Annotated in this window: 11 protein-coding genes; 5 read left to right on the forward strand and 6 right to left on the reverse strand. The window is 74.0% G+C overall.

Features of this window, described 5'->3' with window-relative positions:
• The 5 genes from MLY01S_RS03670 to msrB form a co-directional block, all read right to left on the reverse strand.
• A partial coding sequence (locus MLY01S_RS03670) for a 3-hydroxyacyl-CoA dehydrogenase NAD-binding domain-containing protein (RefSeq protein WP_067189423.1) occupies positions 1-1553 on the reverse strand: 1553 nt, incomplete at its 3' end.
• A 125-nt stretch (positions 1554-1678) separates the two neighbouring features.
• Entirely contained in the window at positions 1679-2971 is a 1293-nt protein-coding gene (locus MLY01S_RS03675) for an HRDC domain-containing protein (protein ID WP_067189425.1), read from the reverse strand.
• Entirely contained in the window at positions 2968-3591 is a 624-nt protein-coding gene (locus MLY01S_RS03680) for a DUF3000 domain-containing protein (RefSeq protein WP_067189427.1), read from the reverse strand. Before MLY01S_RS03680 ends, MLY01S_RS03675 begins: the two co-directional genes overlap by 4 nt.
• Before the next feature lie 136 nt (positions 3592-3727).
• On the reverse strand, positions 3728-4840 hold the full coding sequence (locus MLY01S_RS03685) for a threonine aldolase family protein (RefSeq protein ID WP_067189429.1): 1113 nt from the start codon (positions 4838-4840) through the stop codon (positions 3728-3730).
• 2 nt (positions 4841-4842) lie between these two features.
• Positions 4843-5286, reverse strand: a complete 444-nt coding sequence (gene msrB, locus MLY01S_RS03690; RefSeq protein ID WP_067189431.1) for a peptide-methionine (R)-S-oxide reductase MsrB — start codon at positions 5284-5286, stop codon at positions 4843-4845.
• A 100-nt stretch (positions 5287-5386) separates the two neighbouring features.
• Between msrB and MLY01S_RS03695 the strand changes: the two genes are divergently transcribed.
• A complete protein-coding gene (locus MLY01S_RS03695; RefSeq protein ID WP_245232105.1) occupies positions 5387-6763 on the forward strand; it encodes an alpha/beta hydrolase family protein in 1377 nt (458 codons plus the stop codon).
• Positions 6764-6876: 113 nt separating this feature from the next.
• Here the strand turns inward: MLY01S_RS03695 and MLY01S_RS03700 are convergent, their stop codons facing one another.
• Positions 6877-8937, reverse strand: a complete 2061-nt coding sequence (locus MLY01S_RS03700) for a M3 family metallopeptidase (RefSeq protein ID WP_245232106.1) — start codon at positions 8935-8937, stop codon at positions 6877-6879.
• A gap of 177 nt (positions 8938-9114) precedes the next feature.
• Here MLY01S_RS03700 and MLY01S_RS03705 point away from each other — a divergent pair, with 177 nt between their 5' ends.
• The 4 genes from MLY01S_RS03705 (at position 9115) to ruvB (ending at position 12408) form a co-directional block, all read left to right on the forward strand.
• On the forward strand, positions 9115-9879 hold the full coding sequence (locus MLY01S_RS03705) for a YebC/PmpR family DNA-binding transcriptional regulator (protein ID WP_067189435.1): 765 nt from the start codon (positions 9115-9117) through the stop codon (positions 9877-9879).
• A 5-nt stretch (positions 9880-9884) separates the two neighbouring features.
• The gene (ruvC, locus tag MLY01S_RS03710) at positions 9885-10583 is read left to right on the forward strand and encodes a crossover junction endodeoxyribonuclease RuvC (RefSeq protein WP_444542995.1); all 699 of its coding nucleotides are present in this window, start codon (positions 9885-9887) and stop codon (positions 10581-10583) included.
• Between the two features lie 146 nt (positions 10584-10729).
• Entirely contained in the window at positions 10730-11374 is a 645-nt protein-coding gene (gene ruvA, locus MLY01S_RS03715; RefSeq protein WP_067189437.1) for a Holliday junction branch migration protein RuvA, read from the forward strand.
• On the forward strand, positions 11371-12408 hold the full coding sequence (ruvB, locus tag MLY01S_RS03720) for a Holliday junction branch migration DNA helicase RuvB (RefSeq protein WP_067189439.1): 1038 nt from the start codon (positions 11371-11373) through the stop codon (positions 12406-12408). Before ruvA ends, ruvB begins: the two co-directional genes overlap by 4 nt.
• The last annotated feature ends 146 nt before the right edge of the window (positions 12409-12554 follow it).

Raw genomic sequence — 12554 nt, forward strand, 5'->3', positions numbered from 1 at the left:
CGGGACAGCTCGAAGGCGGTGGCCACCACGGCGTCCGTGGTCTGCTCCACGCGGACGATCTCCACCAGGGGCATCTGGGCCACCGGGTTGAAGAAGTGGAAGCCCACAAGGCGCTCGGGGTGCTCCAGCACCTCAGCCATGCCGGCCACGGACAGGGAGGAGGTGTTGGTCATGAGGATCGCGTCCTCGCGGACGATGCCCTCGAGCTCGCGGACCACGGTGCGCTTGACCTCGAGCTCCTCGAACACGGCCTCGATGACCACGTCGGCGTCCGCGTAGACGGACTTGTCCGTGGAGCCGCTGATCAGGCCGGCCAGCCCCTCGCCCTGCTCGGCGGTGAGGCGACCGCGCTCGACCTGCTTGGACACCTGCTTCTGCACGAAGGCGAGGCCGCGCTGCACGCGCTCGTCGTCCATGTCCGTCATCACCACGGGCACCTGCAGGTGCTGGGCGAACAGCAGGGCGAGCTGACCGGCCATCAGGCCCGCACCGACCACGCCGACCTTCTTCACCGGCATCGCACGGTCCGCACCCGGATCGCCGACCGGCTTCTTCGCCCTGCCCTGGACCAGGCCGAGGAACGCGTAGACGGTGTGGCGGAACTCGTCCGAGGCGATCAGCTCGGACAGCGCCTCGGCCTCGGCCTGCGCAGACTCGGCGCGTGTGCGGGTCCTGGCGCCCACGAACAGCTGCTCCAGGCGGCGGCGGGCCGGCAGGTCGGCGCCGGGGCGGGCGGCCTGGAGCGTCGCGAAGGCCTCGACGGCGCGGTCCCAGGCGGCGTCCGAGGTGTCCCGGTCGCGGTGGGCGGCCAGCTCGGCGGCCACGGCCTCGTCACCGGTGACCAGGGCGCCCGCCAGTTCGAGGCCGGCCTCCATCAGGTCGCCGTCGACGATGCGGTCCATCAGGCCCAGCTCGTGGGCCTCGGCGGCCTTGAGCAGACGGTTGTTGTCCAGCGGATTCTTGAGGACCACCTGCACGGCGGCCTCGGGGCCGATCAGGTGCGGGACGCGCCAGACGCCAGACCAGCCGGGGATCAGCCCGAGGCGCACCTCGGGCAGGCCGAATCCCTTCGCGTCGGCGGACACGATGCGATGGTCCGCGGCGAGAGCCAGCTCCAGGCCGCCGCCGAGGGCGAGGCCGTTGACCAGGGCGACGGTCGGGGCCGGGAACGCGCTGATGCGGTCGTAGACGGCATGGCCGAGCAGCGCGAGGTCGGCGCCTCGGGAGGTGTCCTCGAAGGAGGCCACCAGGGACAGGTCGGCGCCGGCGGCGAAGGTGCCCTCCACGCCGGTGTAGGCCAGCGCCTGGATCTCACCGGCCTCGGCGCGGCGGGCCTGGGCCTCGACCACGCGGCCGAGCTCCAGCAGGGTGCGCGGGCCGAGGGTGGCCGGGCGGCGGGGTCCGGCGCCGTTGTCCAGGGTCAGCAGGGCGAGCGTGCCGGCGCCGCCGGGCAGCTCGTGGTCGGTCACCTCGGCGGTGGTCAGCACCTCGTCCGGCGCCATGGCGGCGAGGGACTCGAACTGCTCGAGCGGGGCGGGGGTGTGCGCGGTCATGAGGCTCCTGTTCGTCGCGAGAGAGGGAGGCGTACCGCGTCTCATGCTTCCCGACGACGGCCGCTCGCCTCTGTCCTGTCCGTCACATTACCCGTGGGTAACCTTCCGGCGCATCCGCGCCGCGCTCAGACCGGCATGGGGTTGAGGAAGGAGACCGTGAGGATCGCGGCGGTCTGCTCGACCTGCCAGGGGCGGGCGCCGAGCCCGGCGAGGGCCTCCGCCACGGACTCCGGGGTCACGACCGCCGGCGGGTTCCAGCAGATCCGACGCAGGGTGTCCGGGGTGAGCAGGTTCTCGGTGGGCATGCCGATCTCGGCGGCGCGCCGGGCGACCCAGGGCTTGGCGGTGCGCAGGCGCGCGTCGGCCTCCGGGCAGCGGTCCTTCCACAGGCGGGGCTGCGGGGGACCGTCGCCACGGCCGCGGCGGTGTACCTCCGGGGCGTCGCCGTCGGCGGCGCGGTCCCGACCGGCCTTGATCGCCGCCACCCACCGGGCCGCCTCCCGACCGGCGGCGCGGCCGTGGAAGCCCTGGGTGGCGCGCAGCTGTGGGACGGTGCGCGGCTGGGCCTTCGCCGCGGCCACGATCGCCGAGTCGGGGAGCAGGCGGCCGGGGGCGATGTCCCTGTGCCGGGCCAGGTCGTCGCGGGCCTGCCAGAGCTCGCGCAGCACGGCAAGCTGGGTGCGGCTCTTGAGCGCGTGCGCTCCGGAGGTGCGGCGCCACGGGTCCTCACGCGGTCCGGGAACGGGGGTGGTGCGGATGTGCTCGAACTCCTGCTCGGCCCACTCGCGCTTGCCCTGGGACTCGAGCAGCGCGAGCAGGGCCTCGCGCAGCTCCACCAGCAGCTCCACGTCGAGGGCGGCGTAGGTGAGCCAGGACTCGGGCAGCGGTCGGGTGGACCAGTCCGCGGCCGAGTGCTCCTTGGCCAGGGTCACGCCGAGCATCTGCTCGAGGACCGCGGCAAGGCCCACACGGGGCAGCCCGGCCAGACGGGCGGCGAGCTCGGTGTCGAAGAGCCGGTCCGGCCAGAGGCCCAGCTCGGACAGGCAGGGCAGGTCCTGCGTGGAGGCGTGCAGGATCCACTCGACGCCCTTCAGCGCCGCCACGAGCGGGGACAGGTCGTCGAACGCCTCCGGGTCGATCAGCCAGATGCCGGAGCCGGTGCGCTTGAGCTGCACGAGGAAGGCGCGCTGGCCGTAGCGGATGCCGGAGGCGCGCTCGGCGTCGACGGCCACGGGTCCGGTGCCGCCGGACAGGGCCTCCGCGCAGGCGGCGAGACCGCCGGGAGTGTCGGTCAGCAGGGGGACCCCGTCGGCCGGCTCGGTGATGAGGCGGGGTGCCTCGGAGGCGGCGGTCTGCGTCGCGGCGGGGGAGCCGCCGTCGTGCTTCTGCGACGAACGGCTGGAGGGGGTGCGGGTCATGCGTCCTTCCTGGGGACGGGCAGGGCGGTGACGCCGTCGGGCTGCGGGGGCAGGCCCGCGAACGCACAGACCATCTCGGCCCAGGCCTCCAGGTGGGCGCCCATGGCGCGGCCGCCCGGCGTCCAGGAGGCGCGCATCTCGATCTCGGTGGCGTCCGGGCGCTCGGCGAGGGTGCCGAACGACTCGGCCAGGATGCGGGTGGCGGTGCCGCCGGCGGCCGTGTAGTCCGCGTGGCGCAGCTCGAGGGAGTCCACGAGCCAGGTCCAGGCGACGGCGCCGAGCATCGGGTCCTCGGCGACGTCCAACTCCAGGCCGGCCTTGATGTAGGTGACCACGCGGAAGGTGCCCTGCCAGAGCTCCGAGCCCTCCGGGTCATGGAGGAGGACGAAGCGGCCGGTGGCCACGGCGGGGGGGATGTCCTCCGCGTCGGACAGGGGGCGCACGTCCGCGGCCAGGGCCACCGCGTGCGGGGCCAGGCCCTGGGGTGCGGCGATCTCGCGCAGCCGGACCTCGCGGCGCGGGGAGGCGTCCCGCAGCTCGCGCAGGGCAGTCCGGAAGGCACCGGGCAGGGCAGGGGACGCCCCGGGACGTGCTCCGTTCTGCAGTCCGACGAGGGTCATACGGAACAGCGTAGGACCGGCCGGCCCGGACACGGCGAGGGCGCGCCGGTGTCGGGCCGGACAGGCTCCGCTCAGGGCACGAGGGCGCGCCGGTGGCGGGCCGTATGGGACCCTCGCACGCCGCGGGGGCGACGGCTCAGCCGTGCGCGGCGACGGCCTCGGCCACGGCGTCGGCGAAGTCGTCCACGTCCTGCTCCGTGGTGTCCCAGGAGGTCATCCAGCGGACCTCGTGGCGCTGCGGGTCCCAGTCGTAGAACGGGAAGCGGGCGCGCACCTGGTCCGCGGCGGCCGGGTCCAGCACCGCGAAGAGCGTGTTGGCCTCCGGACGCTGGGTGAGGACCACGCCGTCGATCTGTTCCACCCGGGCGGCCAGGCGGGCGGCCATGGCGTTGGCGTGGCCGGCCAGCCGGATGCCGAGGTCGTCCGTGAGCAGGGCGAGCAGCTGGGCGGAGAGGTAGCGGTGCTTGGAACCGAGCTGCATGGACGCCTTGCGCAGGTAGCCCAGCGCCTTCTCGGCACGCTGCGCGGCCGAGGACGCGTCCCCGCCGGGCAGGTCCGCGGCGGTGATGTGCCCGGCGGCGAGTATCGCGTCCGGGTTCAGCACCACGATCGCCTCCGCGCCGAGGCCTCCGGCCTTGGTGCCGCCGTAGGACACCACATCCACGCCGGCGTCCGTGGTGAAGGCGCGCAGCGGCACGCCGAGCGCGGCGGCGGCGTTGGAGAGGCGGGCGCCGTCCATGTAGACGGTCAGGCCGGCCTCGTGCACGGCATCCGTGAGCGCCTTCACCTGCTCCACGGAGTAGACGGTGCCGACCTCGGTGGCCTGGGCGATCTCCACCACGGCCGGCTGCACGGCGTGGACGAATCCGTCCCGGTGCACGTGCGGAGCGATCAGCTCCGGGGTGAGCCGGCCGTCCGGGGTGGCCACGGACAGCAGGGAGGTGCGCCCGATACGCTCGGGGGCGCCGCCCTCGTCGTGGCGGATGTGAGCACACTCGGCGGCCAGGACGGCGCCCCACGGCGGAAGCATCGCCTGCAGGGCCACCACGTTGGCTCCGGTGCCGTTGAACACGGGGACGGCGAACGCCTGCTCGCCGAACTCGGCGCGGACGGCCTCGCCGAGGGCTGCGGTGACGGGATCGTCCCCGTAGGAGCGGGCGTGGCCGGAGTCGGCGGCGGCGAGGGCGGCCCAGACGTCCGGGTGGACGGGGGCGTAGTTGTCCGAGGCGAAGGCGCGCGGGCCGGTCATCGTCAGGCGGGTCCTTCCGGCTGCAGGGTCAGGGAGATCGAGTTGATGCAGTAGCGCAGGTCCGTGGGCGTGTCATAGCCCTCGCCCTCGAACACGTGGCCCAGGTGGGAGGCGCAGGCGGCGCAGCGGACCTCCACGCGGCGCATGCCGAGCGTGGTGTCCTCCCGATACTCCACGCGGTCCTCGGCGAGCGGGGCGAAGAAGGACGGCCAGCCGCAGTGGGCGGAGAACTTCTGCTCCGAGCGGAACAGCTCGGCGCCGCAGGCGCGGCAGGCGTAGACGCCCACCGTGTTCGTGTCCCAATACTCGCCGGTGAAGGCGCGCTCGGTGCCGGCGCGGCGCAGCACGTGGAACTCCTCGGGGGACAGGCGCGCGGCCCAGTCCTCGTCGGTCAGGGTGCGGGGATCCTCCGGAGTAGATCCGGTGGTGGGGGTGGACTCGCTCATGGGCGCGACTGTACTCCGCACTGCCCCGGACACGCCGGGGACGGGTCGCGCCGTGTCACCGTGCAGACGCGGCCCAGGAGCATGAGGGACAATGGCGGGCATGTTCGGAGACCTGCCGCGCCCCGCCACGTCCGCCGCCCCGCTGCGCGAGGACGTGCTGGACCGGGTGCGTCGGTCGGTGAGCCGCGGCCTCGACGCGGCCCGCACCTCCCTGGACCTGTCCAAGACGGCCGCCCGCACCTCCGTGGACAAGTCCGTGGACGCGGCCCGTTGGTCCCCGCTGGTGGCCTCCCTCGGGCTGTCCGCCGCGTTCGTGGTGTTCGGCGCCTCCTCGACGCTCGCCTCCGTCTTCGCCAGGATCGTGGTCACCCCCGTGCGCAACCACGCCGAGGACGTGGAGGTCCTCGCCGTGATCGACGGCGACGACGGCACCCGGGTCATCCTGTCGGCGGACTCGGAGACCACGGCCCCGGGCACCTATTCGCTCACCTTCGACGGCGGCGCCTCCTGCGCGCGCATCGGCCGGATCGTCTCCTTCGACCCCCGCGACGGCACCGTGGAGCGCGAGGTGGAGCACGTGTACTCCGGCGACCTGCACGCGGCCGCCCGCGGCCGCTTCACCGGCTTCGTCTACCCGACCCCGCAGGACGCCGGGTTCGACGCCGTGGACGTGGAGGTCCCGGTGGAGAACGGCACGGCCCCCGCCTGGCGTGTGGACCCGCCGGCCGCCGAGGACGGCACGCCACGGGCCGGGGACGGGATGTGGGCGATCATGGTCCACGGCCGCGGGGCCCGCCGCAACGAGGGCATCCGCGCGGTGCGCAGCGCCCAGAAGCTCGGCATGACCTCCCTGCTGGTGTCCTACCGCAACGACGGGGACGCCCCGGACGCCGAGGACGGCCGCTACGGTCTCGGCACCACGGAGTGGCACGACGTCCAGTCGGCCATCCGGTACGCCCTGGACCAGGGCGCCGAGGACGTCGTGCTGTTCGGCTGGTCCATGGGAGGGGCCGTGGCCCTGCAGTGCGTGGACCGCTCCGAGCTCGCCCACCGGGTGCGCGCCATCGTGCTCACCGGCCCCGTGGTCGACTGGATCGACGTGCTCAAGTACCAGGCCGGGCTCAAGCGCATCCCGGAGGCCGTCGGACTCGTCGGGCGCTGGCTGCTGTCCAACCGGGCCGGGCGCCTCGTCACCGGCCTGGCCGCCCCCGTGGACCTGAAGTCCCTCAACTGGGTGGCCCGCGCCGAGCAGCTGCGCGTGCCGACCCTGATCATGCACTCCGAGGACGACGACTACGTGCCCGTCGGCCCCTCCATGGAACTGGCCGAGCGCAACCCGGACCTGGTCCGCTTCGTCCGCTTCACCCGGGCCCGTCACACCAAGGAGTGGAACGTGGACCGGCGCAAGTGGGACCACACCGCGCGCGGCTGGCTGCGCGCCGTCCTCAACGCCACCCGTCCCGGCGCCGCCCGCTGAGCAGACGCCGCCGGGAAGCCCTGGGCCGCCGGGAAGCCCCGGGCCGCCGGGGAACGCAGAGGGCCGCCGGGGAACGCCCCGTCACCGTGTGAGCGCCCCGGCCGGCATCAGGGCTACGAGACCAGCAGGCCGCGGCGGCGCAGCAGCGGCTCCAGCTCGGCGTCCCGGCCGCGGAAGGCCCGGTACGACTCCATCAGGTCCCGGGTGTTGCCACGGGACAGCAGCTCGGAGCGGAACCGCTCGCCGTTCTCCCGGGTCATGCCGCCGTTGGCGCAGAACCACTCCACGGCGTCGGCGTCCAGCACCTCGGCCCAGATGTACGAGTAGTACCCGGCCGCATAGTCGTTGCCGAAGATGTGCTTGAAGCAGCCGGTGCCGTAGCGCGGGGGCACCAGCGAAGAGTCGATGCCCGCCTCGGCCAGCACCTGCTCCTGGAACGCCAGCGGGTCCGCGGTCGCCGCGTCCACGGTGTCCTCGGTGAGGGTGTGCCAGGCCATGTCCACGATCGTCGCGCCGAGGTACTCCACCGTGCGGTAGCCCTCGCCCCACAGATCCGCGGCCTGAAGACGCTCCAGCGTGCCGGCCGGCAGCGGCTCCCCGGTCTCCACATGACGGGCGTAGACGTCCAGCAGGGACGGCTCGCGCAGCCACACCTCGTTCACCTGGGACGGGAACTCCACGGTGTCCCGCGGCACGGACGTGCCGGTCAGCGAGGCGTACTGACCCTGAGCCAGCAGGCCGTGCAGCGCGTGGCCGAACTCGTGGAACAGCGTGGTCGCCTCGTCCAGCGTGAGCAGGGCAGGCCGGCCCTCCGCCGGGGCCGGCACGTTCATGGTGTTGAAGACCACCGGGCGCTCGCCGAGGGCGTCGGCGCGGTCGCGGACGGTGTGCATCCAGGCGCCGCCGGACTTGGTGGCGCGGGCGAAGAAGTCGCCCACGAACAGTCCGATCGGCTCGTCGTCCCGGCAGACCTCCCAGACGCGGATGCCCGGGCGGTACATGTGCTCCGCCAACTCCGGGCGCTCGGCGAAGGTCAGGCCGTAGAGGGCGCCGGCGGCGGCGAACACGCCGTCGGTGAGCACGCGGTCCAGTTCGAAATGCGGGCGCAGGGCGGCCGCGTCCACCGCGAACTGCTCCCTGGCGTAGGCGGCGGACAGGTGCGGCCAGTCCCAGGGGGCCACGGCGCCGCCGTCGGGGGAGACTTGTGCGGCGTCGGCCTTCGCGTTGGCCATGGCCGGGCCGGCCATCGACGCCAGCAGCTCCTGCACCGCGGCCACGGACGGGGCGGCGCGGTCCTTGAGCGCGTGCTCGGCCCAGCACTCGGAGCCGAGCAGACGAGCCTTGCGCAGACGCAGCCGGACGATCTCCATGGCCACGGACAGAACCTCGTCCTCGCCCTCGGTGCCGCGGCCGATCGAGGCCTCGAACAGGTCGCGGCGCAGGTCGGCGTCCTCGAGCTGCGCCAGCTGCGGCTGGGAGACGAACAGGGACAGCGTGAGCAGGTGCTTGCCGGGGTGGCCGGCCTCCTCGGCGGCGCGGGCGGCGGCCTGCACGTCGTCGGCACCGAGACCGGCCAGGCGGGCCGGATCCTCCACCAGCACGGCGCGCTTGGCGGTGTCCGCCACGAGGCGGCGGGTGTAGCGGGCGCCCGCGGTGGCCAGCGCGGTGTTGATCTGCTGCAGCTCGGCGCGGTCGGCGGCGGACAGGTGCGCCCCGGCCAGCTCGAGGCGCTGGGAGAAGAGTTCGTGCAGGCGCGCGTCCTCGCCGGTGAGGCCGGACGCGTCCACGGCGGCCACGCGCTCGGCCAGGCGCGGGTCCAGCAGCAGGGCGTCCTCGTGGGCGGCCAGCTCCGGCATGAGCTCCTCGGACAGGGCCTGGCGGGTGTCGGTGCCGTCGGCGCTGACGAGGGTGAAGAACATGGCGGCGGAGCGGCGCAGCAGGTCGCCGGTCAGCTCGAACGCGCGCACGGTGTTCTCGAAGGTCGGGGCCTCGTCCGAGGCCAGGATCGCCTCGACCTCGCCCCGCTGCGCAGCCATGCCGGCGCGGACGGCCTCGGCCAGCTGTGCGTCGGAGACGGCGGCGAAGTCGGGGAGCCCGTAGGGGAGCGGAGAAGGGGAGGAGAGAGGGTGGTCGGCGGGCAGGGAGATGCCCTGCGTCATCTGCGGTGAGTCCATGGGCGCAGTCTAGGTGCCCGGCCGGCCCGTCCCCTCCGGCCGCCCGCGCCGGTCGGCCTGCCGCCGGTCGCCGAGCACCGACGCGCTCCTGTGACGCGCGCCCGCGGTCGGACCGGGCCGCGCCGCTAAGATGGTGCGCCGAGACATCCCGACGTCGCCGAACCGCGAAGGAGCATCATGGCCGGTCATTCCAAGTGGGCCACGACCAAGCACAAGAAGGCCGCGCTCGACGCCAAGCGTGCCAAGGCCTTCGCCAAGTACATCAAGGGCATCGAGGTCGCCGCCCGCGCCGGAGGTCCCGACCTGGCCGGCAACCCGGCCCTGGACCTGGCCGTCTCCAAGGCGAAGAAGAACTCCGTCCCCAACGACAACATCGACCGCGCCATCAAGCGCGGCGCCGGCCTGACCGGCGAGGTCGTGGACTACACCGAGATCATGTATGAGGTGCGCGGCCCGTCCGGCTCGGCCCTGATGGTGGAGTGCCTCACGGACAACAAGAACCGCGCCGCCTCCGACGTGCGCGTGGCCGTGACCCGCAACGGCGGCACGCTGGCCGACTCCGGATCCGTGGCCTTCCTGTTCGCCCGCAAGGGCGTCGTCCGCCTGCCGGCCGAGGGCAACACCGAGGACGGCCTCCTCGAGGCGATCCTCGAGGGCGGTGCGGACGCCGAGGAGGTCCAGCAGGACGGCGACGTGTTCGAGATCGTCTCCGAGGCCTCCGACCTGCGCGCCGTGGCCGAGGCCCTGGACGCCGCCGGCATCGAGTACGAGTCCGACGAGGCCGAGTTCCTGCCGTCGATGAAGGTGGAGCTGGAGGACGCCAAGTCCGCCGCGACCTTCCTGAAGCTCGTGGATGCGCTCGAGGAGCTGGACGACGTGCAGAACGTCTACTCCAACGTGGACATCCCGGAGTCCGTCCTCGCCGAGCTCGACGAGGACTGATCCGACTGGCGGAACGAGTCGGCCACGGCACCCTGCGCGTCCTGGGCGTCGACCCGGGACTGACCCGCTGCGGCATCGCCGTCGTGGAGGTCGACGCGCGGCGCCGCGGACGGCTCGTCCACGTCCGGGTGTCCGGCACGCCGTCCGACGCGCCGCTCCACGAGCGACTGCTGCACCTGGACCGGGAGGTCACCGAGGTGCTCGAGCGGTACGCCCCGCAGCGGGCCGCCGTGGAGCGCATGTTCGCCAACAACAACACGCCCACCGTGCTGGGCACCGCCCAGGCCGCCGGCGTGGCCATCACCGCCGCCGCCCGCTGCGGGCTGGAGGTCGGCCTGCACACCCCGTCCGAGGTGAAGGCCGCCGTCACCGGCCACGGCAACGCGGGCAAGGAGCAGGTCACCGCGATGGTCACCCGCATCCTCGGCCTCGACGCCCCGCCGCGTCCGGCCGACGCCGCCGACGCGATCGCCCTGGCCCTCGCCCATGCCTGGCGCGGCACCGCCCTCGGCCGGGCCTCAGGGCAGACCGGCCTGGCCACCGGCTCCATGACCTCCCGCGGCGGACGGTCCCGGTTCGCGGAGGCCGCCGACTCCGCCGGGCGCCGGCCCGTCGGCGCGGGGACGTCGCTGACCAGGGCGCAGGAGCAGTGGCTGGCCGCCGAGCGCTCCGGGGCGGCCACGGGCGCCGCCCGCCGCCGCTGACGCCGCCCCTTCCCGACGACGGCCGCGCACCCGGCGCGGTCCCTCGCCACGGCCTGCGGTCGGGTGCGTCCGGGCACCGAGCCGTTCGATAGTATGTTCGAACGCCGGCGGTCCGAATGTGTCCGTCCGGAGAAAGGACCTGTGCCGTGATCGCCTCCCTGACCGGGACCGTCGAGTACGTCGGACTGGACCGCGCCGTCATCGTCTCCGGCGGCGTCGGCCGCCTCGTGTTCGCCACGCCGCAGACCCTGTCCGCCCTGCACGAGGGACGCGAGGCGTGTGTGCACACCCACCTGGTGGTGAAGGAGGACTCGCTCACGCTCTTCGGGTTCGCCACCCGTGCCGAGCAGGAGGTCTTCGAGATCCTCCTCGGCGCCAACGGCGTCGGCCCACGCCTGGCCCTGGCCGTGCTGGCGGTGCACCCTCCTGAGGCGGTGCGCGTGGCCGTCGCCCAGGAGGACGAGAAGGCCCTGACCCGGGTGCCCGGCATCGGCCCGAAGCTGGCGAAGAAGATCCTCGTGGAGCTGGCCGGCAAGCTGGCCCCGACCGGCGCCGAGACACCCGCCGAGGCCGCGCAGGACCAGGTGCCCGCGGCGCCGGCGGAGGACTGGCACGCGGACGTCGTCGAGGCGATGGTCGGCCTGGGCTGGTCCGAGAAGGAGGCCCTCAAGCGCGTCGAGGCCACCCTCGCGGCCCACCCCGAGCTCGACGAGGGCCGGGACGTGGCCGCCCTGCTCCGCGCCACCCTGCGCGACGTCGGTGCCGCCGCCACCGTCCGGAGCGGCCGATGAACGGCGGCGGAACCGACGCCGGGGACCGGGGCGCGGACCGCGTCGTCGCCGGGGACGCGGGGGAGGACGAGCGCCGCCTCGAGGCCGCGCTGCGTCCGAAGCACCTGGACGAGTTCGTCGGCCAGCAGCGCGTCCGCGAGCAGCTGGACCTGATGCTGGGCTCTGCCCGCCTGCGTGACCGCGCCGCGGACCACGTGCTCCTGTCCGGACCGCCCGGGCTCGGCAAGACCACACTGGCGATGATCGTGGCCGCGGAGATGAACGCCCCGCTGCGCATCTCCTCCGGGCCGGCCATCCAGAACGCCGGCGACCTCGCGGCGATCCTCTCGTCCCTGACCGAGGGGGAGGTGCTGTTCCTGGACGAAGTCCACCGCATGTCCCGTCCGGCCGAGGAGATGCTCTACATGGCCATGGAGGACTTCCGGGTGGACATCGTCGTCGGCAAGGGCGCCGGCGCGACCTCCATTCCGCTGGAGCTGCCGCCGTTCACCCTGGTCGGGGCCACCACGCGCGCCGGCCTGCTGCCCGGGCCGCTCCGCGACCGCTTCGGGTTCACCGGGCATCTCGAGTTCTATTCGACCGAGGAGCTCGAGCTCGTCCTGCGCCGCTCCGCCCTGCTGCTGGACATGGACGTCACCTCCGCCGGCTTCGCCCAGATCGCCTCCCGCTCCCGGGGCACGCCGCGCATCGCCAACCGGCTGCTGCGCCGCGTGCGCGACTGGGCGCTCGTGAAGGGCCTGACGACCGTGGACGCCGAGGCCGCCGGCCGGGCCCTGCACATGTACGACGTGGACGAGCGCGGCCTGGACCGCCTCGACCGTGCCGTCCTGAACGCCCTCTGCACCGTCTTCGACGGGGGACCGGTCGGCCTGTCCACCCTCGCGATGGCCGTCGGCGAGGAGACAGAGACCGTCGAGACGGTCGCGGAGCCGTTCCTCATCCGCGAGGGCCTGGTCGGCCGCACGCCGCGGGGCCGTGTCGCGCTCCCCGGAGCCTGGGAGCACCTCGGGCTCCCGGCCCCGGAGCGGGGCTGAGCGGAGCGGGCCACATGCCCAGGCCAGGCGCCACGGACAGGTGCCTGGCCGTCGTCGGGCATCAGACGCCCTAGACTGGTCTGCACTGTGCGCACCCCCACACCCCGGACGGGTGTGCCTGCGCACGTCCTCATCCCCGACGACGA

It is taken from the genome of Micrococcus lylae NBRC 15355 (assembly GCF_001570885.1).
In the GTDB taxonomy this organism is placed as follows: Bacteria; Actinomycetota; Actinomycetes; order Actinomycetales; family Micrococcaceae; genus Micrococcus; species Micrococcus lylae.

What these genes read in the sequence shown, in the direction of transcription:
- MLY01S_RS03675 (WP_067189425.1), bottom strand. Translation starts at nt 2,971, where the DNA reads ATGACCCGCACCCCCTCCAGCCGTTCGTCGCAGAAGCACGACGGCGGC.
- MLY01S_RS03680 (WP_067189427.1), bottom strand. Translation starts at nt 3,591, where the DNA reads ATGACCCTCGTCGGACTGCAGAACGGAGCACGTCCCGGGGCGTCCCCT.
- MLY01S_RS03685 (WP_067189429.1), bottom strand. Translation starts at nt 4,840, where the DNA reads ATGACCGGCCCGCGCGCCTTCGCCTCGGACAACTACGCCCCCGTCCAC.
- msrB (WP_067189431.1), bottom strand. Translation starts at nt 5,286, where the DNA reads ATGAGCGAGTCCACCCCCACCACCGGATCTACTCCGGAGGATCCCCGC.
- MLY01S_RS03695 (WP_245232105.1), top strand. Translation starts at nt 5,387, where the DNA reads ATGTTCGGAGACCTGCCGCGCCCCGCCACGTCCGCCGCCCCGCTGCGC.
- MLY01S_RS03700 (WP_245232106.1), bottom strand. Translation starts at nt 8,937, where the DNA reads ATGGACTCACCGCAGATGACGCAGGGCATCTCCCTGCCCGCCGACCAC.
- MLY01S_RS03705 (WP_067189435.1), top strand. Translation starts at nt 9,115, where the DNA reads ATGGCCGGTCATTCCAAGTGGGCCACGACCAAGCACAAGAAGGCCGCG.
- ruvB (WP_067189439.1), top strand. Translation starts at nt 11,371, where the DNA reads ATGAACGGCGGCGGAACCGACGCCGGGGACCGGGGCGCGGACCGCGTC.